Here is a 21,794-nt window from a genome sequence, read left to right as displayed (position 1 = left end):
TTTCGGAGGTCGGGCGAATCCCTCAGCCTGCGTCCGGATAGCGGACGCGATGACAGAGCGCCGGGATCTCCCCGGAGGCCAGCCCCGGCAGTACGTCCGGGAGCTCCTCGAAGGAGCACTCACCGGTGATCAGGGCGTCGAGCGCCGGGTCGGCCAGCAGGTCGAGGGCCAGGGCGAGCCGGTCGGCGTAGGTGCGGCCGGGCCGCGCGGCCGGGGAGACGGTACCCACCTGGCTGCTGCGGACGGTGAGGCGCCGGGAGTGGAACGCCTCGCCCAGCGGCAGGCTGACGCGCCGGTCGCCGTACCAGCTCAGCTCGATCACCGTGCCCTCGGCGGCGAGGAGTTCGAGCGAGCGGGCGAGTCCCGCCTCCGTGGCGCTGGCGTGGACGACCAGGTCGCACTCCCCCAGGGCGTCCCCGGGCAGCGCGAAGTCGACGCCGAGCGCCTCGGCGGTCTTCGCCCGGCCGGGATCGGCGTCCACCAACTGGACGCGCACTCCCGGAAACCGGGCGATCAGGGCGGCGACCGACGAGCCGATCATCCCGCCGCCGACCACCGCGATCCGGTCGCCGGCCAGCGGCGAAGCGTCCCACAGGGCGTTCACGGCGGTCTCGACGGTCCCGGCGAGCACCGCGCGTTCGGCGGGCACCCCGTCCGGCACCGGTGTCACCGCGTCCACCGGAACCACGTAACGCGTCTGGTGCGGGTAGAGGCAGAAGACCGTACGGCCCGTCAACGCATCGGGGCCCTCCTCCACCACACCGACGTTGAGATAGCCGTACTTGACCGGACCGGGGAAGTCGCCCTCCTGGAACGGCGCCCGCATGGCGGCGTACTGGCTGACCGGGACCCCGCCGCGGAAGACGAGCGTCTCCGTGCCGCGGCTCACCCCGGAGAACAGGGTGCGGACCAGTACCTCGCCCTCGCCGGGCGCCGGCAGTTCGACGTCACGGATCTCTCCGTGGTCCGGCGAACCGATCCAGAACGCACGTGCGGCGCGCTTCATCGAGGTCCTCCTGAACGCTTGGGAAGTTGTTCACGTACTGCGATGTGCACAGTCCGCGCACAGTACGCGGCATGATCCACTCTGTACATACGGCGGAGGACTCGCGGTGGCCCTGAACAACACGTACGAGGCGAGGCTGGTTCAGCAGGAGACTGCTCTGGGGGCGGGCCTGCAGGTCCTGGTGCTGGTCCTGCTCGGCTCCGCGATCGGTCTGGGCCCGGCGGGCTGGCTGACCGGACTGGCGTTCGCGATCGCCACCTGGGCCGTGCTGTCCCGCGCGCTGCACCGGTCGGGGTCCAAGTCGTTCGGCCCGGCCAACCGGGTCACCCTCGGCCGGGCGACCCTGGTCGGCGGGGTGACGGCGCTGGTCGCGGACTCCTTCGTGAACTCGCCGCCCATCACGCTGTTCGTCGGACTGGCTGCCGTGGCCCTGATCCTCGACGGCGTGGACGGCAAGGTCGCCCGGCGCACGGGCACCTGCTCGAAGCTGGGCGCGCGTTTCGACATGGAGGTCGACGCGTTCCTCATCCTGGTGCTCAGCGTGTACGTGTCGATGTCGCTGGGCCCGTGGGTCCTGCTGATCGGCGGTATGCGTTACGCCTTCGTCGCCGCGGCCCGCGCCCTGCCCTGGCTGAACGCCCCGCTCCCCCCGAGCACCGCCCGCAAGACCGTGGCCGCCCTCCAGGGCATCCTGCTCCTGCTCGCCGCCTCCGGGTACCTGCCTCTCGCGGCGACACAGGCGGTGGCGGCGCTGGCCCTGGGCACGCTGGTCTGGTCGTTCGGCCGGGACATCCTGTGGCTGTACCGGACGTCCCGCCCGCGTACGGCGCCCGTCGCGTCGCTCGTCCCGGTGGAGCAGCGGCTGCGCGCGCTGGTGTCCGAGGCCGTCTCCCGCTGAGGTGCGGCCCGCGCGACAAGGCGCGGACCGCGTGTACGGCGACCGCCGTGTTTCCCGCAACGACTGCAATTACCGCGGCTACTGCAACTACCGTTCTACGAACGTGAAGTCCGGGTCCTGACCAGCGCGAACGCCGCCGAGGCCAGGCCCACCACCCCCACGATCAGCCCGGCGATCCCCAGCCCGCGAGCCGTCGAGTCACTGGCCGAGTCCGAGGCCCGGCCCGCGTCGCTCTTCACCGAAGCCGCTGCCGAGGGACTCGTGACAGCCCCGTCGTCCGAACCCTTGTCCGCCGCTGCCGCCGTCAGCTTCAGCGACGGCGCCGGGTTCTCCGGCTCGTCCTGTCCCGCCTGAGGCGTCTCGATCCAGCGGACGACGTTGCCGTCCGAGTACGTCTGGAGGGTCTTGAAGGCCAGCTGATCCGTGTTGTCGGGGAGTTGGCCGAACGCGACGTCGAAGTCCTCGTACTCCCCGTTGCGGATCCGGCCGCCGGACCAGGTGATCTCGGACACGGCGTCGGTGATCGTCCCGTCGTCCGTCTTGATCGGTGTCTTGAGTTCGGTCGTCGTGACCTTCGCGGTCCAGCCCGCCTCCGGGGTGACCAGCACGCCGAGGACGGGATGGTCGGTGGGCAGGAAGACCTGGACCTCGGTGGTGCTCGCGGTGTTCTCCTCGTTGGGGACCCGGAAGGTCAGGACGCCGTCCGTGGCGCCCTTGGCGTAGCTCTCGGGGTGCACGGTGACGTGCGCGGATGCGGCACCCGCGGTGGCGAGGACGCCTGCGACGGCGAGAGCGGCCACGACGCCGGCGCGGCGCAGGGTGATGCGTGTCGGGAACATGGGCGGAACTCCGTACTTCCGTACTGGTGACTGATGTCGGGCAACTTCAGGGCGTGTACGGAATCCCTGTCGGCGGCCCTCGACCGCTCACCGCGTACCCGAGGAGAAGCCGGCGCGGCCCCGCCACAGGCGACGACACGCGCCCCGGAGCCGTGCGGGGCGGCCCGACGGGCGCGTCCCGCCACCAGGCGGCGAGGCCCGGTACGAAGGCGACCGCCCAGCGCAGCAGCGACCAGAGCGCCGCCTCGCCCCGCCGCAGGCACCAGGAGGCGACCAGAGCGGCCACGACGTGCGCGGAGACGGCGTGGGCGCTCATGGCGTGCAGGTGGGCGTGGGGCATGCGCATCCCGGGATGCTGCGCGTGCGCCATGGCCCGGCCGCGCACCGACCCGAACGCGCCGAACGCGACATGCAGTCCCGCCTGGGTGACCAGTGTCACGGTGCCGATCCCCGGCAGCGAACGCTCCCGGCCGCCGAGCAGCCAGCCGACGGCGAACACCGCCGCGAACCCGGCACCCGCCACCGCCGCCGACGGCGTACCGCCGGTCGCGAGACCGTGCGCGGCGGCGGCCAGCAGGACGCACACCGCGGCGAACACCGCGGCGCGCAGACTCCGTACCGCCGGCGAAGCGCTCATCGTGCCGGGATCCTCCCACGGCCGGCCGGCGACATGACGCGAGGGTCACCCCAGGTCGTGCCGCGGACCTGGGGTGACCCGTCCTGGCCTGTTTGCCGGGCGTCCTTGGCCGCTTGACGTCGGCCGCTTGACGTCGGCCGCCTTCTTCAGCGCCGCCCGGCACCACCCAGCCCGTCCGGCGCTTGAGGACGAGCGCGTTCATCGCGACCGGGGGCCCGGGGGCGGAGCCCCCGGACGGGGACCGGGGGTCATCAGGCCCCGCCGGTCTCCTCGCCCTCCAGCTCCTTCGCCAGGCGGCGCAGGTGCGGCCCGTACTCCGGGTCGTTGAGCGCGGCCGCGAACTGGGCGGTGAGGTAGGCGAGCGGGTTGCCCGTGTCGTACCAGCGGCCGTGGATCACCTGACCGTAGACGGCCCGGCCGGCGGCGTAGGCGTTGATGGCGTCGGTGAGGTAGACCTCGCCGGTGCGGTGTTCGTACCAGCGCTTGGTCTGGTCACGGAGTTCGTCGATGATGCCGGGCGTGATGACGTAGCCGCCGATGGCCGCGTACGAGGAGGGCGCGTCCTGCGGGCGGGGCTTCTCGACCAGGCCGGTGATGCGGAGCAGACCGTCGTCGAGGTCCTCCTTGACGACGGGGACGCCGTAGCGCTGCGAGTCGCCCGGGTCCATCGGCATCAGCGCGAGGACCGGGGAGTTGGTCGCCTCGTACGCCTTGATCAGCTGCTGGGCGCGCGGGACCTCCGCGACGAACACGTCGTCGGGCCACAGCACGAGCATCGGCTCGTCGCCGAAGTTGCGGGCGGCGTTGAGGACCGGGGTGCCGTTGCCGTACGGGCCGTGCTGGTCGAGGTAGGTGATGTGGCCGAGCCGGGACAGCTCGCCGACCTCCTCGACGGCGTCCGCGTAGGCGGCCTTGCCGTCGGCGCGCAGCTGGTCGACCAGGGCGGGGTTGGGCCGGAAGTGGTCCTGGATCAGGCCTTTCCCGCCGGACACCACGATGGTGATGTCGGTGATGCCCGAGGCCACGAGCTCCCGGACGGTGTGCTCGATGACGGGCTTGTCACCGACGGGCAGCATCTCCTTCGGTGTCGCCTTGGTGAGCGGCAGCAGCCGGGACCCCAGTCCGGCGGCGGGAATGACTGCCCTGCGAATCGTGGCCATAGGCCCCCCTGTACGAAAGCGCGTACGTATATCAGCGGTCGTGGTGCGTGGTCGTGCTCGGTGGTGGTGCTCGGTGCTCACCCGTGCCTGTCGGCGCGTGGTGCGACGCTACCAATTCGGCATGCCCCACGGCTGTGCCGCCCAGACGCCCGGGGTGCTCCCCCGGCCACGGTTCAGGCCCGGCGAGGGAGCACCACGATCGCCCCGAGAGGTACGGCGGCCAGTACCAGCCAGGGCACCGCCGCGGGCAGTCCGGTGTCGAGAAGGGTGCCGGTCAGCGAGCTGCCGACCAGCACGATCAGGCCGGAAACCGACGAGAGAGCGCCGGTGTAGAGGCCGAGCCGGCCGTCCTCGGCGAGGTCGGGAACCCAGGCGCGGGCCACGGGGGCGACCAGCATCTGGCCGAAGGTGAGCAGTACGACGAAGCCGGCGGCGGGCAGCAGCCCGGCCGTGCCGGTCCACCCTGCGGGCCTGGCCAGCGCCACGACCGCGAACCCGGCGGAGATCAGCAGCATCCCGGCGACCATCGAGCGGCGCAGGGCGAGCCGGTCGCCGACCCAGCGGGTGACCGGCAGCTGGGCGGTCACGACGAGCAGCGAGGAAAGGGCGAACAGCCAGGCCAGCGCGGTCTGCGAGCCGGTCGCGCGCTCCACCTCGGCGGGCAGCGCCAGATAGAGCTGGTTGTACGCGAGCAGATAGGCGCCGTAGGCCGAACAGAGTGCCAGAAATCGACGGTTGCGCAGCAGTACGCGCACGCCCCCTTTCGCGCGTATGCGCTCCCGGCCGGGTATGTGCTGCGGGAGCAGCCAGGCGTGTCCGGCGAGGACGAGGACGAAGGTCCCGGCGCCCGCGAGGCAGACGACCCGGAAGTCGACGGCCAGCAGCAGTCCGCCCAGGAGCGGCCCGACGAAGGCGCCCGCCTGTCCGGCGACGGTGAAGAGCGCGAGGACCCGGGTGCGCGAGCCGTTTCCTCTCTCCTCCCAGACCACCGCCTGCCGGGCCACCTCGGACTCGACGGCGGGCGAGAACAGCGCGGCGGCGAAGCCGATGAGGAGAACGGCGCCGATGACGGTCGCGGTGGAGTCTGCGTGGCCGAGCCAGGCGAAGCCGGCGATGCGCAGGGCACAGCCCGCTAGCACCACGGGTCGGATGCCGTACCGGTCGGCGAGCGCGCCGCCGACGACGAACAGCCCCTGCTGACTGAAGGTGCGCAGGCCCAGGACGAAACCGACGAGCCACCCCGCCATGCCGATCGTCTGCCCCAGGTGTTCGGAGAGGAAGGGCAGTACGGCGAAGAAGCCGATGTTGAAGGCGAGTTGGGTCAGGATCAGCAGCCGCAGCAGCGGCGACAGTCGCATCCGGGCGGGCGCCTTGTTCTCGACGACGGTTGCGGGGGCGGTCACTGGAATGCCAACTCTCTCGATTCCGGAAGCGGTTGGCCTGCTCGCGCCGCCGTCCGGGGTCGCCGGACCGTGACGCCCGCCGCGGTCACGGCCAGGGCGCCGAGCAGGGCGAGTACGGCGGCGGGGGCGAGGACAGCCCAGGGGGCGCGTTCGGCGTACGGCTGGTTCTCGGCGAGGAGCAACCCCCATTCCGGGGACGGCGGTTGGGCGCCGAGGCCCAGGAAGCCGAGGGCGGCCAGGGCGAGGGCGACACTGGGCAGCCGCAGCAGGGCGTGCCGGGTGACCGGGGGCAGCGCGGCGGGCAGGAGTTCGTGCCGCAGGACGTACCAGCGGTCGGCGCCCAGGCCCCGGGTGGCCTCGACATGGAGGGTGGCGCGTTCCTGGCGCAGCAGGGCGGCGGTGTGCGCGGCCAGCGGCGCCCAGGCGACGGCGGTCACGGCGAGCGCGGGGGTGGCGCCGCCGCTGCCCACGACCGCCGTGACCAGCAGCGCGGCGAGTACGGGCGGTATCGCGTTGACGGTGTCGACGAGCGGTCCGGACAGCCGGGGCACCAGCCCGAGCAGCAGCCCGATCAGCAGGGCGGCGGCGCTGATCGCGGTGGCGAGCAGCAGCGTGTCGAGGGCGCCGTGCCCGACCCGGGCGAGCACGTCACGGCCGAGGGCGTCCGTGCCGAACGGGTGGGCCCAGGAGGGGGGTTGGAGCCGGGCCCGGGTGTCCAGCGCGAGGGGGTCGCGCGGCAGCCCGAGGGCGACGACGCCGAGCAGCGCACCGGCGTACAGCAGGGGCGGGGTGCGGCCGGCGGGCGGCGCGGGCCGGTGCAGGGAGGAGAGGCCGCCGTCGCGCAGGGCGGGGCCGATGAGCAGCCGGGCCATGACCCGGGTCGCGCCCGCCGCGAGGGTCGCGAGCAGGACGAGGGCGAGAGTGCTCGCCTGGAGGACGGGCAGGTCCTGGGCGATGGCGGCCTGGAGGGCGGTGCGGCCGAGGCCCGGGATGTCGAAGATCTGCTCGACGGCGACCGAACCCCCGGTCAGCCCGACGACGAACAGCCCGGCGTTCGGAAGCAGTGCGGGCAGACAGCGCCGCACGGCCTGGCTCGCGATCCGCCGGGCCGGGATGCCGCGTGCGGCGGCGGCCAGCGCCCAGGGCTCGGCGAAGGCGCCGGGCAGAGAATCGTCGAGGAGCCGTCCGAGCAGCGCACCGGCGGGCAGGCCGAGGGCCAGTCCGGGCAGGATCGTCCACTGGAGTCCGTACCAGCCGAGGGCGGGCAGCCAGCCGAGCTGGACGCCGACGACGGTGGCCAGCACGGAGGCGGTGAGGAACTCCGGCAGCGCGGCGACCATCGCCGACCCGCTGCCGCCGCCACGCCGCCGCCCGCCGCCGCGCAAGGTCCGCGCGCACACCAGGGCTGCGACGAGAAAGGCGATGGCCAGGGCCACGGCCATCAGCAGCAGCGAGGCGCCGAGCGCCTGCAGGACATCGGGCATGACCTCGGATCCGGAGATCCAGGACCGCCCGGCGTCGCCGCGCGGCAGCCTGCCGAGCCAGTCCCCGAGCAGCCGCAACGGCCCCGCTTCGAGGCCGAGTTGGGCCCGGATGTCGGCCAGCACGGCCGGGGTGGCCTCGCGCTCCGCGGACCGGGCCTTGAGCACGGTGAACGCCGGGTCGGTGCGGGTCAGCCAGGGCAGCAGACCGATCCCGCACACGAGGAGCGCGGCGAGCAGGGCACGCCACAGGAGCGTGCCCGCACGACCCCGCACGGGTCAGCGCCGCGTTCCGGTACCGACCAGCGTGCGCTCGTACGGATCGAGGAGCACGCCCTGTACGTCGGCGTCGACGCCGGTGATGATCCGCTGGTGGACCAGCGGGACGACGGCGTCGTCGCCGAGGATCAGCGCCTCGGCCGTCATGGCCGCGTCCTGCCGCTCGGCGGTGTCCTCGATGCCCTCGGCCTTGGCGACCGCCTGGTCGACCTTCTTGTCGCAGAGCAGGGAGAGGTTGTAGCCGCCGTCGCAGGTGTAGTCGCTGGCGAGGACGGAGACGGGGTCGCCGGAGTCGAGCATGGTGTTGCGGGCGGCGACCAGGGCATCGAACTTCCCGGCCAGCGCGTCGCTTTCGAGGCGCGAGTACTCCCGCACCTCCAGCTTCACCCTGAACCCGGCCTTCTCCAGCTGCTGCTTCAACACCTGTGCGGCTTCCGGGAGTTCGGGCCGGTTGTCGTACGTGGCGAGGGTTACGGACACACCCTTGGGCGCCGCCGCCTTCGCGCGTCCGGCGGGCTGGACGCGCTTGCCCTCGGCCCAGGTGAGCGCCGGACCGTAGATGCCCTGGCCGGCGTCGGCGTGGCCTTCGTAGACACCGTCGGCGAGCGCGGAGGTGTCGACGGCGGCTCGGGCGGCGGCCCGCAGCCTGGCGTCCTTGAACACGCCGGTCCTGGTGTTGAGGTGCAGGGAGGTGGTGCGGGCCGTGGCGGTCTCACGGCGGGTCGCCTTGTCGAGCGAGGCGGCCTGGGCGACGGGGATCGCCTCCGCGATGTCGACCTGGCCGGTGCGCAGGGCGTTGGCTCGGGCGGTGCCGTCGGCGATGAACCGCGCGTCGATCCCGGCGGCCTGGGCGCGTCCGCCCCAGTAGTCGTCGAAGCGGTCGAGGGTGGCCGCGGTGGAGCCGCTGGTCTTCGTCAGCTCGAAGGGCCCGGTGGCGGTGCCGACCGGGTCGACGGCGCCCTTCTTCGCGAACGCCTTGGGCGCGAGCACGGCGAGGCCGGGGCTGGAGAGACGCAGTGGGAGCACGGGGTCGGGCTCCGCGGTGGTGACGGATATTCGTCCGTCGCCCGCGGCCTTCGCCGTGAGGGTGACGCCGGTGAGGGCGGCGGGCTCGGGCTCGGCCCGGGTGGCACGGGTGAGGGCCGCTGCGACGGTGTCCGCGGTGACGTCGGAGCCGTCCTGGAAGGTGGCCTCCCGCAGCGTGAACAGCCAGGTGCGGTCGTCCTCGCGGGTCCACGACTCGGCGAGCGCGGGAGCGGCGGAGCCGTTGGCGTCCAGGGCGGTCAGACCCTCGGTGACGCCGAGGCGGCTGAGGAGGGTCGCGTCGGCGCCGTACGGGGAGAGGTTCTCGGCGGGCGGGAAGGCGAGCGCGACCCGCAGCCGGGAGCCGGACCCGGCGTCCGACGAGGATTCGCTGTCGTCGCCGCCGGAGGCGAAGCAACCGGTGAGCAGCGGGGAGAGCAGCAGTCCGACAAGCAGTCGGCGACGGCGGGGGGTGCGCATGGTCCTCGGTTCCGTAGGGGTCTACACAGGGGGCTTCACACAGGGGTGGGCAGCACGAAGGAGCCGTACAGGGACGGGTCGGCCGCACAGAAACGGGAGCCTATCTGATAATCATTTCCAATAGCCAGCCCGGGGTCGGCCGCCGACGATCACCGCGTCAGCGGGACCTCGAAGTGCACGACACTCTGCCCGCCGCCCGCGTCCTCGCGCTCGTCGTGCACGACCTTGCCCAGAGACCGCCAGAACCCCTCGGCGCCGGCCACCGCCGGATCCGTGTGCAGATAGACGGCGCGATAGCCGCCATCGGCCGCCGCGAAGGCCAGCAGTTCCGCCACGAGCCGCCGGGCCAGACCGCGCCTGCGGTGCTCGGGACGGACGTACACCCGACGCAACTGCGCGGTGACATCCGAGGGATAGCGCTCGGCGAGCCGGCGCGGATTCGGCGGATGGAGCGGGCCGCGCGAGTCGAGGGCGGCGGTGGCCACGACGCTCGCGTCGCGCTCGTCGACCGCGACCAGGAGGGTGTGGCGGGCGGAAGCGAGATAGGCGGACGCCGGGTCGACGATGTCACCGTGCCAGCGCGGCACATAGCCCGTCCCGAAGTCGCGATAGACGGTGTCGAGCATGACGGCTCGCGCGCCGTCGAGATCACCGGAAGTCGCCGTCCTGATGCAGTAGTCACGCACCTGCACATCATATGCATTTACGTTGATCGAACAAGCGATCGCCAACTCCACACAACTGGAGTCCAGTTGAGGGCGAGGCGATTTGACAGAGCCCCGGGCGCCGCATAAAAACTTGCCACATGACATTCATTTTCAAAACGACTGGCGAAGAGCCGGACGGCAAAGGGCGAGGAGCGGCCCGGTAATGCGCGTCGCGTTCGTCGGCAAGGGGGGCAGCGGCAAGACCACGCTGTCCGCACTGTTCTCCCGTCATCTCGCACGCTCCGGCGCACCCGTGGTCGCCATCGACGGCGACATCAACCAACACCTGGCCGAGGCGCTCGACCCGGTCGCCGGCGAAGCGTTCGCCGCGCCGCCGCTCAGCGCCCACCTCGGTGACATCAAGGACTACCTGCGGGGCACCAACCCGCGCATCGAGTCGCGCGAGGCCATGGTCAAGACGACCCCGGCCGGCCGAGGTTCACGGCTGCTGCGCCCGCTCGGCGACGACGAGATCCACTCCCGGCACGTCGAACGCGTGGGCGGCGTACCGCTGATGGCGACCGGCGCCTTCGAGGAGAGCGACCTGGGCGTGGCCTGCTACCACTCCAAGCTGGGCGCGGTGGAGCTGTATCTCAACCATCTCGTCGACGGCCCCGGCGAGTACGTCGTCGTCGACATGACCGCCGGCGCGGACGCGTTCGCCTCCGGACTGTTCACCCGGTTCGACATGACGTTCCTGGTCGCCGAACCGACCCGCAAGGGCGTCTCGGTCTACCGCCAGTACCGCGACCACGCCCGCGAGTTCGGGATTCCGCTCGCGGTGATCGGCAACAAGGTCACCGGCGAGGACGACCTTCTCTTCCTCAAGGAGGAGACCGGCGACGACCTGCTCACCCACTTCGTCCAGTCCAGCTGGGTGCGCGCCGCCGAACAGGGCCGCGACCAGGGCGAGCTGGAGCCGCAGAACCTGCACGCGCTGAACCAGCTCCGGGACGCGGTCGACGCCCGCCCCAAGGACTGGGCCGCCTTCCAGCGGCACGCCGTCGAGTTCCATCTACGCAACGCCCGCGCGTGGGCGGACAGGGCGACGGGCCTGGACCTGGCCGAGCAGGTGGACCCGGATTTCGTGCACGGGCCTGCCGCTCTCACCTGATCCCACCTCGGTCGCACCACCCGTGAGAACGCAAGAAAACCAAAGAAAAGAACAGGACAGCCAAACATGTCGCTCGACGTCTCCCCCCAGCTCCTCGCCGAAGCCGAGCAGGGTGACATCCGTGAGGACGACTTCGTCGAAACCGTCCGCACCTCGCTCCCGTACGCCTACCGGCTCATCGCCGACCTCGCCTCCGAACTCCAGGGCGGCACCGCCGAGTTCGCCGACAACCAGACTCCGCCGCCCTCCGAGAAGGAACGCGGTCAGCTGCTGCGGGCGCTGGCCAGTGACGCGATCCGGGGGAGCCTGGAGCGGCACTTCGGCATCGCACTCGCCTTCCAGAACTGCCACCGGGTCGCCGCCTTCCACCCCGGCGCGCAGAGCGGGGCGACCTACGCCCGCTTCACCTCGCTGCGCTCGCAGGTCCTCAACCAGTCGCCGGAGTTCCGCGACTGCTGACGCGCCGGCCCGCCGCGCCCGACGGCAATTCCCCGGGGACAGGGAAGGGGGAATGGCAAATCCCCGGGGAATTGACAATGGCGCATATCCGTGGGCACGAATTCCAGCCCCACCGAATTCGATAACGATTCGGAAACCCCGCGGCTCCCTGTACCCTAGGATCGAACGGGTGATCGATATCAACCCGGGGGGCAGGGCCACCGGTGGCCTGGTGATTGCTCAGGAGACTCCGGAACACGTGGCGGTGGTGCCTCGTTCTCCTACTGGGACGTTCCTGCGTGCACTCCTGGAGAGGAAGTGAGCACGATGGCGACCGATACCGAGGTGACCGATGTGTTCGACCCGGCCACCGAGGACGAGAGCGATGCTCCCCTCCCCCGGCTGGCCACCGGGGGAGGGTCGGTCGACCAGGTGCGGGACTACCTCCGGCTGATCGCCCGGGTCCGGCTCCTCAGCGCCGAGCAGGAGGTCGACCTCGCGAAACGGATCGAGGCCGGCCTGTACGCCGAGCACAAACTGCTGGAGGACCCACCGGAGGACCCCGCACTCCAGCGGGAGTTGGAGATCCTCACCGCGGACGGAGAGCGCGCCAAGTCCCACCTCATCGAGGCGAACCTGCGCCTGGTCGTGTCGGTCGCCAAGCGTTACACGGGCCGCGGACTGCTGTTCCTGGACCTGGTCCAGGAGGGCAACACGGGCCTGATCCGGGCCGTCGAGAAGTTCGACTACGCCAAAGGCTTCAAGTTCTCGACGTACGCGACCTGGTGGATCCGGCAGGCGATCTCCCGCGCGCTGGCGGACCAGGGCCGGACCATCCGCATTCCCGTACATCTCGTGGAGGTCATCAACCGGGTGGCCCGCACCCGCCGCGAGCTGATCCAGGACTTCGGGACGGAGCCCACACCGGAGGAACTCGCGGAGAAGGCGGGCGTCCCCGTGGAACGGCTGCCGGAGCTCACCGCCTACACCAGGGAGCCCGTCTCGCTGCACACCGCCCTCGGCGAGGACGGCGACGGCGAACTCGGCGACCTGATCGAGGACCGGGACAGCGTCACCCCCATGGAGATGGTCACCTTCCTGCTGCTCCAGGAGACCATCCAGTCCATTCTCGCGGAGATGACCCCCCGGGAGGCCGGCATCATCTCCCTGCGCTACGGCCTGTCCGGCGGCCGGACCAGAACACTGGAGGAGATCGGCCAGGTGTACGGCGTGACGCGCGAGCGCATCCGCCAGATCGAGTCCAAGACGATGTCGAAACTGCGCCACCCGTCCCGCTCCCAGGTGCTGCGGGACTACCTCGACGCCATGTGACCCGGCCGCCCATTACCTTCTTCGTAGAGCCCGGTTCGGGTTCGTGGCCTTCGGGGCCGGTATGACTCGCTGCCCCTGTCCTTGATGATCCGGGGGGTGCTGTCACCGGTCCCGGCGGCACCGGTTGATCGCTGATGGAAGCGTGTCCGCCCACGGGCAGGGCTGCGTAATGTGGCTGCCGATCTCCGGTGCCCGGGTGGGCCACCGGTTGTGACTCCGGGGAGGGAAAGCCCGGTGATCAGCAATGACTTCACCTCGATCGACGTGTTCTGCGCCCTGGACGTGGGCAAGTCCACCCACCACGGCACGGCCCTGCTGGCCGACGGCCGTACGGCCTTCGATAAGCCGCTGCCCAACGGCGAGCCCCAGCTGCGGGAGCTGTTCACCCGCCTCAAGCGCAAGGGGAAGGTCCTCGTCGTGGTCGACCAGCCGGCCTCCATCGGCACCCTGGCGGTGACCGTCGCCCGCGCCTGCGGATGCGAGGTCGCCTATCTCCCGGGCCTGTCGATGCGACGGCTGGCCGATCTGCACCCCGGCACCGGCAAGACCGACGCCCGCGATGCCTATGTCATCGCCGATGCCGCCCGCACCCTGCCCCACCTGCTGCACACCATCGACCCCGACGAGAGCGTGCGGGCCGAACTGACCATGGTCCTGGGCCACGACGACGACCTCGCCCAGGACGCCACCCGCACCTCCAACCGGCTGCGCGGACTGCTCACTTCCATCCACCCGGCCCTCGAACGCGTCCTCGGGCCCCGCCTGCGGCACCCGGCCGTCCTGGCCCTGCTGCAGACCTTCGGCTCCCCGGCCGAGCTGGCCCAGGCCGGCACCGAGCAGATCGCGCAGGTCATGCTCCAGGCCGCCCCGCGGATGCGCAGTGCCTCCAGCCTGGCCGGCCAGATCACCACCGCCCTGGCCGAGCAGACGGTGCAGGTTCCCGGCACCGGCTCGGCGGGGGAGATCGTCTCCGGCCTGGCCGAGGCCCTCGCGGTCCTCCTCAAGCGCCGGGAGATGCTGGAGCGCAGGGTCGCCGCCCTGCTGGAGGCCCACCCTCTCGCGAAGGTCCTGACCTCCATGCTCGGGGTCGCGGTCAGGACCGGTGCCCGCATCCTGGCCGAGGTCGGCGACGCCAGCGCGTTCCCTACCGCCGCCCACCTGGCCTCCTATGCGGGACTGACCCCCACCACGCGTCGTTCGGGAACCTCCATCCGGGGTGAGGGACCGCCCCGCGGCGGCAACAAGATGCTCAAACGGGCCCTGTTCCTCGCCTCGTTCGCCTCGCTGAGCAGCCCCGAATCGCGGGCCTACTACGACAGGAAACGGGCGGAAAAGAAGCGCCACAACGCAGCCCTCATCTGCCTCACCCGCCGCCGCGTCGACGTCCTGCACGCCATGCTCAAGCACCGCACCCTCTACCAGCCCGGACACGAACAGACAGCCTGACCAAGCCCACAGACCTTGACCGAACAGATAGAAGCACCCCCCTCCGGTTCAGGGGCGGCCCTCCTCCGGCGTGGGCGGTCGGGCGGTGCCGAGTGCCGTACGGAGGACGCCGACCGCTCGGCCTACGACGGCCCCGTCGGCGCGGGTTCCGCGCCGGGCGCCGAGCATCCCGCAGCCGCGGCTGACGCGCACCTGGTACCGGTCGGCGGCAACGGGTGGGGCGAGGAGCCTGCCTCGCGAAGCGCGAACAGCCACTCGTGGTCCCCTGACGGTCCCTCGACGCGATGGGCCCGCCCCCACCCGACCGCACGCGCCGGAAAATCAGTCTTCCGGCTGGTCACTGAGGACGTGAGCGGCAACGGACGCCGACGCTCCAGGCCTGGGCCCTGCCTCACATGACCGTTCACCCGGGGGACGTAGTCTCCGGACCGGCGAGTCGCTGGCGTGGCCGTGCCGCCGTACCCACGATCCTGGGCCGACGGGCGGCGGCTTCCCGCTCCAGGCCGGCACGACGACCGTCACCCGCACGGTCCCGAACCGCTCCAGAACCATCGGAGAACCATGGCAACCGACGACAGCGCGCCCGAATCCCCCTCCCCCGATCCCTCCTCCCCCGCCACCGGCGTCCAGGCGCGGGCCACCGCCCTGTTGGGCCGGCCCAAGCTGTGGCTGCTGCCCACCGTCCTGACCGGGCTGCTGGCGCTGCTGCTGTCGCTGCTCTACATGGGCGGCATCGTGAGCCCCAACCGCGACCTGCACGACCTGCCCATCGGCATCGTCGACGCGGACCGGGGCGCGCCGCTGCCCGGGCAGAAGGAGAACCTGGGTGAGCAGATCATCAAGGCGATCACCACCGACACCTCCGGCGGCGACAAGGCGCAGTGGCGTGAACTGAGCCTCGCCCGGGCCCAGGACGAGCTGGACTCGGGCAAGATCTACGGCGCACTGGTCGTACCCGACGGCTTCACCGCCTCGGTCGCCGCGCTGACCGGCGCCGACGCCACCGCCCGTCCGGCGCTGACCGTACTGACCAACCCCGGCAAGGGCAGCCTCGGTTCCTCCCTCGCCGGTCAGATCGCCACGGCCGCCGCCCACCAGGCGTCCCGGACCATCGGCGAGCAGCTGACGGCGAGCGCGAAGGGGGCGAGCGCCACGACGAAGCTGCTGCTGGCCGACCCGGTCACGGTCACCCCCCTGGTCGGCCACCCCATCGGCACCCACAGCGGCCTGGGCCTCAGCACCTTCTACTACACGCTGCTGCTCGTGCTGGCGGGATTCCTGGGCGCCAACGTCATCAGCAACGGGGTGGACACCTCCCTCGGCTACGCCGACAACGAGATCGGCCCCTGGCACACACGCCGGCCCACCGTGCCCATCACCCGAACCCAGACCCTGCTGCTGAAGATGGGCATGACCGCCGGGATCACGCTCCTGAGCGTCTCCCTGATCATGGTCGCCACCGTCGGCATCCTCGGCATGGACGCCGACCATCTGCCCCTGCTGTGGCTGTACTCGTACTGCGCCACCCTCGCGGTCGGCCTCGGTGTGCAGGCCATCAACGCGGCCTTCGGCGGGATCGGCCAGCTCGTGTCGATGTTCGTCTTCATCGTCCTGGGCCTGCCGTCGTCCGGGGCCACGGTCCCGCTCCAGGCGGTTCCGGACTTCTACCGCTTCCTGTCCGCGTTCGAACCCATGCGCCAACTCGGCGACGGGGCACGCGCGATCCTCTACTTCGACGCCCGCGGGGACGCCGGACTGACCCGCGCCTGGATCATGATCGCGGTCGGCGCCGCGCTCGCGCTGCTCTTCGGCTTCGCGATGGCCCGCTACTACGACCGCAGGGGCCTCGAACGCCTCACTCCGCAGCCTTGGCCTTCCTGAGCCGAAGCGAGGGACAGATTCGGCGGGACGATCCGGTGGCGGAGCAGCGGTTTTGACGTCAACCGTTGCCCGTTCACCCTTTCGGGCGGCGGCCTCGTGCTGACAGACTCACCAGGGTGCCCGACTTCGACATGCTTGTCATAGGATCCGGCCCTGGCGGCCAGAAGGCTGCCATCGCGGCGGCCAAGCTCGGCCGCCGCGTCGCCGTCATCGACCGCCCCGACATGGTCGGTGGGGTCTCCATCCACACCGGCACCATCCCCTCCAAGACACTGCGCGAGGCGGTGCTCTACCTCACCGGCCTCACCCAGCGCGATCTGTACGGCCAGAGCTACCGTCTCAAGGAGGACATCACCGTCGCCGACCTGACCGCGCGCACCGAGCACGTGGTCAGTCGTGAGGTCGACGTCATCCGCAGCCAGCTCTCCCGCAACCACGTCTCCCTGTTCGCCGGCACCGGCAGCTTCGTCGACGACCACACCGTGGCTGTGCGCGAAGTCAACGGCCACGAACGGCTGTTGAGCGCCGAGCACATCATCATCGCCACCGGGACCAGGCCGGCCCGCCCGGACACCGTCGAGTTCGACGAACGCACGATCATGGACTCCGACAACGTGCTCAACCTCGAAGGTGTGCCGCGTTCCATGGTCATCGTCGGGGCCGGGGTGATCGGAATGGAGTACGCCTCCATGTTCGCGGCGCTCGGCAGCAAGATCACGGTCGTCGAGAAGCGGCCCGGGATGCTCGACTTCTGCGACCTCGAAGTGATCGAGTCGCTGAAGTACCACCTGCGGGACCTCGCCGTCACCTTCCGCTTCGGCGAGACGGTGGCGGCGGTGGAACGCCACTCCCGAGGCACCCTCACCGTTCTGGAGAGCGGCAAGAAGATCCCCGCGGACGCGGTGATGTACTCGGCCGGCCGACAGGGCCTCACCGACGAACTCGACCTCGACAAGGCCGGGTTGTCCGCCGACCGGCGCGGCCGGATCACGGTCGACGAGCACTACCGCACCGAGGTGCCGCACATCTACGCCGTCGGCGACGTCATCGGTTTCCCGGCCCTCGCCGCGACCTCGATGGAACAGGGCCGGGCGGCGGCGTACCACGCGTGCGGCGAGCCGGTCGACGGGATGCACAACCTCCAGCCCATCGGCATCTACACCATCCCCGAGATCAGCTTCATCGGCCGTACCGAGGACCAACTCACCGAGGAGAGCGTCCCGTTCGAGGTGGGCATCTCCCGCTACCGCGAACTGGCCCGGGGCCAGATCATCGGCGACTCCCACGGCATGCTCAAGCTGCTGGTCTGCCCGGTGACCCGCAAACTCCTCGGTGTCCACTGCTTCGGCACGGGAGCGACCGAACTGATCCACATCGGCCAGTCCGTGATGGGCTGCGACGGCACGGTCGACTACCTCGTCAACGCGGTCTTCAACTACCCGACGCTCGCCGAGTCCTACAAGGTGGCGGCTCTGGACGCGACGAACAAGTTGCGCCAGATCGACCGGTTGCGGGACTGAGTCCCCTGCAGTGCGGCTGGGTCCGTCCGATGGGCTCAGCCGCGCGCGGCACACCGTACGAACGAGGTCCGGCCGTCTCGCCCGACCGCGAAGCGGGGACAGGTCGGGTCCTCGAAGTCGCTTACACAGATGGCCTGTTGGGTGAGGGCTGCCTCAACACAGCTGTCGCCCCGGCTACCGCTGCCGCCGGACTCGAACCGGGCGGGTTCCGTCGCGCTCGCGGCTCTCCTCGGAGTCGCTGCGACAGGGAGCATGGCCCGCGTCGGTTCCGGCGTGGTTCCCGGACGCATCGGGACCCGCAGCCCCGCTCCGGACGTTGTACACCCGAGGCCTTGAAGAACACTCCGGCCGAAGTCGGGCTGCCCTGCCCGGAATTGATCAGGCGGTTGTTCGCGGACGACATCCGAGACGGGACAACACGATCAGGACAGTGCTCGACTCGCCTCTTGGTCACGCCGTTGCTCGGGGCGGGCCGGCGCGATGATGGTCGGAGCAGATCCGCGCGGTACGAGGCCGGCAGGCCCCAGTACCTGGCAGCGCGCGAGTCCGTGCCGGTCCCACAGTGCTGCCGTCCACGCGCAGAGCAGTGCGTCGATCAGGTCTTCCCGGTGCTTGTACTCGGCCGCCCGTTGAGGTGTGGGCTCGTCGAGGAGTTGGCGGGAGGCCGGGTGGGAGGCGAGCAGGAGAGGCGGATCGGCGGTGGCCAGACCCGCCATGCGTGCGATCAGCCTGTCGCACTCAGTCGCGCGGACCGATCTCCACTGTGCCGTCGGAACTCGTGCCGGGCGGCGCTTGTACGTGGGGCGCTCCTGGTCGTAGCCGAGTTCGGCGGCTCCGACCAACGTCGTGTACGGATAGCACTCGGACATCACCAGCCCGCCCGTCGGCGGCCCGTCCCTGCCGTCGTCGTAGGTCCAGCCCAGCTCCTCCAGCCGTCCGCGCAAGAGTGTTCCGGCCAGCCGGGGAGAGCTCTGGTTGGTGCTGTTCGCGCTCACCTTCCACCGGCCGTACCGTCGGCCGACCTCCCGCTCGCACAGTCGCTGACCCTGCGGGTTGTCAACGATCAGCGGCGCGTCGATGAAGACCAGGGTCGATCCGTCGACGGCCACCCTGGCGAGCCACGACAGCGTCTCCTCGATGCCGCGGGTCCAGCCGCAGTCGATCACCGTGCCGAGCCGGTTGACCGCGGCGACCCCCGTCTCATTGGTTCCGGCACGAGTTCCGCCCTCCGCCCAGGCGAGGTCAATGCCGATGAACCGTTCGATCCCCATGGGTCGGTCTTACCAGAGAAGGGGCCGCGAGATACGGCAGGTTCTGCCCTGTACGGCAGAACAATCTTCGAGTGCAGGACTCGAGAGGCCCCTGAAAGCAGAATTACCGGCAGGCCTCAAGGCCCAACCGGTAACTGGCAATCAGCAAATGTCCAACTTCATGCTTTGTGTCCGAGGGGGGACTTGAACCCCCACGCCCGATAAAGGGCACTAGCACCTCAAGCTAGCGCGTCTGCCATTCCGCCACCCGGACCAGGTGTCTGCCGCAGGTCGGGGGTGTGCCCCGCAGCGACATGACCAACAATACCAAGCTTTCGGACTGGCTTTCACCTGCATATCTCTCACCGTGAGCGACCGGACGACCACGGGGCGACCTCTTCGCTGCTACTTCTCCCGCTCGTGGTACATCTTCCGCGTGTGTTCCGTGTGGGCCCGCATGATCTCGGTCGCGCGCCGCTCGTCGCGGTCCGCGATCGCCGCGATCAGCTCACGGTGCTCGATCCAGGACTGCTGTCCGCGCTGCCGGGCGACCGGCGTGTAGTACCAGCGGACCCGGCGGTCGACCTGCGCCGCCAGCTCGGCGAGGACCGCGTTGCCGGCCAGCTCCATGATCTTCGCGTGGAGCCGGGCGTTCATGGCGACCGCGGCGTCCACGTCGTCGGCCGCGACCGCGCGCTCGCCCTCCGCACACAGCTCCTCCAGCACGGCGATGGCCGGGGCACTCGCGTTCGCGGCGGCCAGCCGGGCGGCCTCGGCCTCCAGCAGGGTGCGGACGGTGAGGAGTTGATCCGCCTCCGCCTCCGTGGGCTCGTGCACGAAGGCACCCTGCGCGGGGCGGAGATCGACCCACCCGTCCGTGTTGAGCCTCTGCAGAGCCTCGCGAACCGGCTGCCGGGAGACCCCGAGGTGGCCGGCGAGCTCGCTCTCGACGAGATGCTGCCCGGGCTGCAGGGCACGGGTGGTGATCAGTTCGAGGAGAGCCTCGTAGACACGGTCCCGCAGCGGGCCCGGGCGTTCGAGCTTGGGTACCGCGCCCTGCGGCAGTCCTGTCGTCGACAACATCCCAGCCCCTCCTCTGCAGCACCGGCGCTACCTGTGAGAGCTCAGTATGAATTGGCTTTCGCCTACAGTCTACGGCGCACAAACGCCCGGAAAGCGGAGCTCACGCGGCACGGGTGGCCGTCCGGGCGCCGCCCCAAACCCTTGCTGACGCCATCTCCATCCTGTAGACAATATTTCGTCGACAGTTTTCGACAGTTCCGCGGTACACCCTCGACCGAACGGAGCGCCACCCAGTGAAAGTCGCCATCCTCGGCGCCGGAGCCATCGGCGCCTATGTCGGCGCCGCCCTGCACCAAGCAGGCGCCGACGTCCACCTTGTCGCCCGTGGACCGCATCTCGCGGCCATGAGGCAACACGGCGTACGCGTCCTCAGTCCCCGCGGTGACTTCACCGCCCACGTCCACGCCACCGACAACCCGGCCGACATCGGCCCCGTCGACTACGTCTTCCTCGGCCTCAAGGCGAACTCGTACGCGGCGTGCGGGCCGCTCATCGAGCCTCTGCTCCACGGGTCCACCGCGGTCGTCGCCGCCCAGAACGGGATCCCGTGGTGGTACTTCCACCGCCACGGCGGACCCCACGACGGCCACCGCGTCGAGAGCGTGGACCCCGACGGCGCGGTCAGTGCGGTACTGGCGCCGGAGCGGGCCATCGGCTGCGTGGTGTACGCGGCGACCGAACTGGAAGGGCCGGGCGTCGTCAGGCACCTGGAGGGCACCCGGTTCTCCATCGGCGAACCGGACCGCACCCTCTCCCCGCGCTGCCGGGCCTTCAGCGAGGCCATGCAGGCCGGCGGACTCAAATGCCCCGTCGAACCCGACCTGCGCAACGACATCTGGCTCAAGCTCCTCGGCAACATCTCCTTCAACCCCATCAGCGCGCTCGCCCGCGCCACGATGCGCCAGATGTGCCATCACGGCGGCACCCGGCAGGTCATCCGGACCATGATGGAAGAGACCCTCGCCGTCGCCGAGGCCCTCAACTGCCGTATCGGCATCTCCATCGAACGCCGCCTGGCCGGCGCCGAACGCGTGGGCGACCACCGCACCTCCACCCTCCAGGACCTCGAACGCGGCAAACCCCTCGAACTCGACGTCCTCCTGACCGCCGTCATCGAACTCGCCGACATCACCGGCGTCGACGTCCCCACCCTCCGGACCGTCCACGCCATCAGCGACCTCCTCGCCCTGGGGACCGCCGCCTGATGCCCGAGCGGTAGAGCCGCGGCACACGACGGCGGGACCTCCGGGAACGGAGGCCCCGCCGTTGTCGGTATGGATTCTGTATACCATCAATCTGTATACTGCCTCCTTGTATGCGTTCAGTATCCAACTGCCCCAGCGCGGAGGCGACATGGAAGATCTGAATCCCGAGGTGGTGCTGGGAATGGCCGCCCAGGCGCCCGACGGCATAGTGATCATCGACGGCGACGGACTGATCCGCTTCTGGAACCGGGGCTCGGAGCGCATCTTCGGGTTCTCGGCTGCCGACGTCGACGGTCGCAGTCTCGACGTGATCATCCCCGAGCGGCACCGGAAGCGTCACTGGGACGGCTTCCAGGAGGCCATGGACCGGGGGACGACCAAGTACGGGGACGCCGATCTGCTGAACGTTCCCGCACTGGCGGCGGACGGCCGCAAGCTGTCCATCGAGTTCAGCGTGGTCCTGCTGCCGGCCCCCGACGGCAGCACATACGTCGGAGCGGTCATCCGGGACGTCACCGCGCGGCGCGAGCGGGAGCGGGAGCTGATGCGGCAGCGCGCCGAGGCGCAGGCCGAAGCGAAGGCCTGAGCCTCGCCCGACCGCACGGAAGCGGC

20 protein-coding genes and 1 tRNA gene are annotated in these 21,794 nt (G+C 70.7%); 9 read left to right on the top strand and 12 right to left on the bottom strand.

Annotation, left to right across the window (positions count from 1 at the left end):
* Positions 1-22: 22 nt before the first annotated feature.
* Complete coding sequence (locus tag OHN74_RS36165) at positions 23-1,006, bottom strand: 3-hydroxyacyl-CoA dehydrogenase NAD-binding domain-containing protein (protein WP_327698776.1); 984 nt, start codon at positions 1,004-1,006, stop codon at positions 23-25.
* Positions 1,007-1,112: 106 nt separating this feature from the next.
* Between OHN74_RS36165 and OHN74_RS36160 the strand changes: the two genes are divergently transcribed.
* Complete coding sequence (locus OHN74_RS36160; protein ID WP_327698775.1) at positions 1,113-1,904, top strand: CDP-alcohol phosphatidyltransferase family protein; 792 nt, start codon at positions 1,113-1,115, stop codon at positions 1,902-1,904.
* A 95-nt stretch (positions 1,905-1,999) separates the two neighbouring features.
* Here the strand turns inward: OHN74_RS36160 and OHN74_RS36155 are convergent, their stop codons facing one another.
* From OHN74_RS36155 to OHN74_RS36125, 7 genes are all read right to left on the bottom strand, one after another.
* A complete protein-coding gene (locus OHN74_RS36155; protein WP_327698774.1) occupies positions 2,000-2,743 on the bottom strand; it encodes a YcnI family copper-binding membrane protein in 744 nt (247 codons plus the stop codon).
* A 46-nt stretch (positions 2,744-2,789) separates the two neighbouring features.
* The gene (locus OHN74_RS36150; RefSeq protein WP_327698773.1) at positions 2,790-3,380 is read right to left on the bottom strand and encodes a hypothetical protein; all 591 of its coding nucleotides are present in this window, start codon (positions 3,378-3,380) and stop codon (positions 2,790-2,792) included.
* 251 nt (positions 3,381-3,631) lie between these two features.
* A complete protein-coding gene (locus OHN74_RS36145) occupies positions 3,632-4,540 on the bottom strand; it encodes a UTP--glucose-1-phosphate uridylyltransferase (RefSeq protein ID WP_327698772.1) in 909 nt (302 codons plus the stop codon).
* A 173-nt stretch (positions 4,541-4,713) separates the two neighbouring features.
* Positions 4,714-5,898, bottom strand: a complete 1,185-nt coding sequence (locus tag OHN74_RS36140) for an MDR family MFS transporter (RefSeq protein ID WP_327700390.1) — start codon at positions 5,896-5,898, stop codon at positions 4,714-4,716.
* 41 nt (positions 5,899-5,939) lie between these two features.
* On the bottom strand, positions 5,940-7,700 hold the full coding sequence (locus OHN74_RS36135) for an ABC transporter permease subunit (RefSeq protein WP_327698771.1): 1,761 nt from the start codon (positions 7,698-7,700) through the stop codon (positions 5,940-5,942).
* 3 nt (positions 7,701-7,703) lie between these two features.
* Positions 7,704-9,206: an ABC transporter substrate-binding protein gene (locus tag OHN74_RS36130; protein ID WP_327698770.1), complete on the bottom strand. Its 1,503-nt coding sequence runs from the start codon at positions 9,204-9,206 to the stop codon at positions 7,704-7,706.
* Between the two features lie 149 nt (positions 9,207-9,355).
* Positions 9,356-9,892: a GNAT family N-acetyltransferase gene (locus OHN74_RS36125; protein ID WP_327698769.1), complete on the bottom strand. Its 537-nt coding sequence runs from the start codon at positions 9,890-9,892 to the stop codon at positions 9,356-9,358.
* Between the two features lie 184 nt (positions 9,893-10,076).
* Between OHN74_RS36125 and OHN74_RS36120 the strand changes: the two genes are divergently transcribed.
* The 4 genes from OHN74_RS36120 (at position 10,077) to OHN74_RS36105 (ending at position 14,243) form a co-directional block, all read left to right on the top strand.
* A complete protein-coding gene (locus OHN74_RS36120; RefSeq protein WP_327698768.1) occupies positions 10,077-11,027 on the top strand; it encodes an ATP-binding protein in 951 nt (316 codons plus the stop codon).
* Positions 11,028-11,093: 66 nt separating this feature from the next.
* A complete protein-coding gene (locus OHN74_RS36115) occupies positions 11,094-11,486 on the top strand; it encodes an SCO5389 family protein (RefSeq protein WP_327698767.1) in 393 nt (130 codons plus the stop codon).
* Positions 11,487-11,792: 306 nt separating this feature from the next.
* The gene (locus OHN74_RS36110) at positions 11,793-12,797 is read left to right on the top strand and encodes an RNA polymerase sigma factor (protein WP_327698766.1); all 1,005 of its coding nucleotides are present in this window, start codon (positions 11,793-11,795) and stop codon (positions 12,795-12,797) included.
* 234 nt (positions 12,798-13,031) lie between these two features.
* Positions 13,032-14,243, top strand: a complete 1,212-nt coding sequence (locus OHN74_RS36105; protein ID WP_327698765.1) for an IS110 family transposase — start codon at positions 13,032-13,034, stop codon at positions 14,241-14,243.
* Between the two features lie 48 nt (positions 14,244-14,291).
* On the opposite strand, the gene OHN74_RS36100 is transcribed toward OHN74_RS36105, so the two are convergent.
* Positions 14,292-14,498 carry a hypothetical protein gene (locus OHN74_RS36100; RefSeq protein ID WP_327698764.1) on the bottom strand — a complete coding sequence of 69 codons (207 nt, stop codon included), beginning with the start codon at positions 14,496-14,498 and terminating at the stop codon, positions 14,292-14,294.
* Positions 14,499-14,804: 306 nt separating this feature from the next.
* Here OHN74_RS36100 and OHN74_RS36095 point away from each other — a divergent pair, with 306 nt between their 5' ends.
* Both OHN74_RS36095 and sthA read left to right on the top strand, forming a co-directional pair.
* Entirely contained in the window at positions 14,805-16,124 is a 1,320-nt protein-coding gene (locus tag OHN74_RS36095; RefSeq protein WP_327698763.1) for a DUF3533 domain-containing protein, read from the top strand.
* A gap of 116 nt (positions 16,125-16,240) precedes the next feature.
* Positions 16,241-17,644 (top strand): Si-specific NAD(P)(+) transhydrogenase, encoded by a 1,404-nt coding sequence (sthA, locus tag OHN74_RS36090; RefSeq protein ID WP_327698762.1) that lies wholly within the window; start codon positions 16,241-16,243, stop codon positions 17,642-17,644.
* Between the two features lie 422 nt (positions 17,645-18,066).
* Here the strand turns inward: sthA and OHN74_RS36085 are convergent, their stop codons facing one another.
* The 3 genes from OHN74_RS36085 to OHN74_RS36075 all read right to left on the bottom strand — a co-directional run bounded on the left by OHN74_RS36085 (position 18,067) and on the right by OHN74_RS36075 (position 19,974).
* On the bottom strand, positions 18,067-18,915 hold the full coding sequence (locus OHN74_RS36085) for a DUF429 domain-containing protein (RefSeq protein ID WP_327698761.1): 849 nt from the start codon (positions 18,913-18,915) through the stop codon (positions 18,067-18,069).
* Between the two features lie 168 nt (positions 18,916-19,083).
* A tRNA-Leu gene (locus tag OHN74_RS36080) sits at positions 19,084-19,168 on the bottom strand.
* A gap of 131 nt (positions 19,169-19,299) precedes the next feature.
* Entirely contained in the window at positions 19,300-19,974 is a 675-nt protein-coding gene (locus OHN74_RS36075; protein WP_371749177.1) for a GntR family transcriptional regulator, read from the bottom strand.
* A 236-nt stretch (positions 19,975-20,210) separates the two neighbouring features.
* On the opposite strand from OHN74_RS36075, the gene OHN74_RS36070 reads away from it, so the two are divergent.
* Together OHN74_RS36070 and OHN74_RS36065 are read left to right on the top strand one after the other, a co-directional pair.
* Complete coding sequence (locus OHN74_RS36070; RefSeq protein WP_327698759.1) at positions 20,211-21,182, top strand: 2-dehydropantoate 2-reductase; 972 nt, start codon at positions 20,211-20,213, stop codon at positions 21,180-21,182.
* Between the two features lie 148 nt (positions 21,183-21,330).
* A complete protein-coding gene (locus OHN74_RS36065) occupies positions 21,331-21,768 on the top strand; it encodes a PAS domain S-box protein (RefSeq protein WP_327698758.1) in 438 nt (145 codons plus the stop codon).
* The last annotated feature ends 26 nt before the right edge of the window (positions 21,769-21,794 follow it).

The organism is Streptomyces sp. NBC_00459, from assembly GCF_036013955.1.
Classification (GTDB): Bacteria; Actinomycetota; Actinomycetes; order Streptomycetales; family Streptomycetaceae; genus Streptomyces.
The sequence above is the reverse complement of the archived record's forward strand: the minus strand, read 5'-3'. Positions and strand labels throughout refer to the sequence as shown.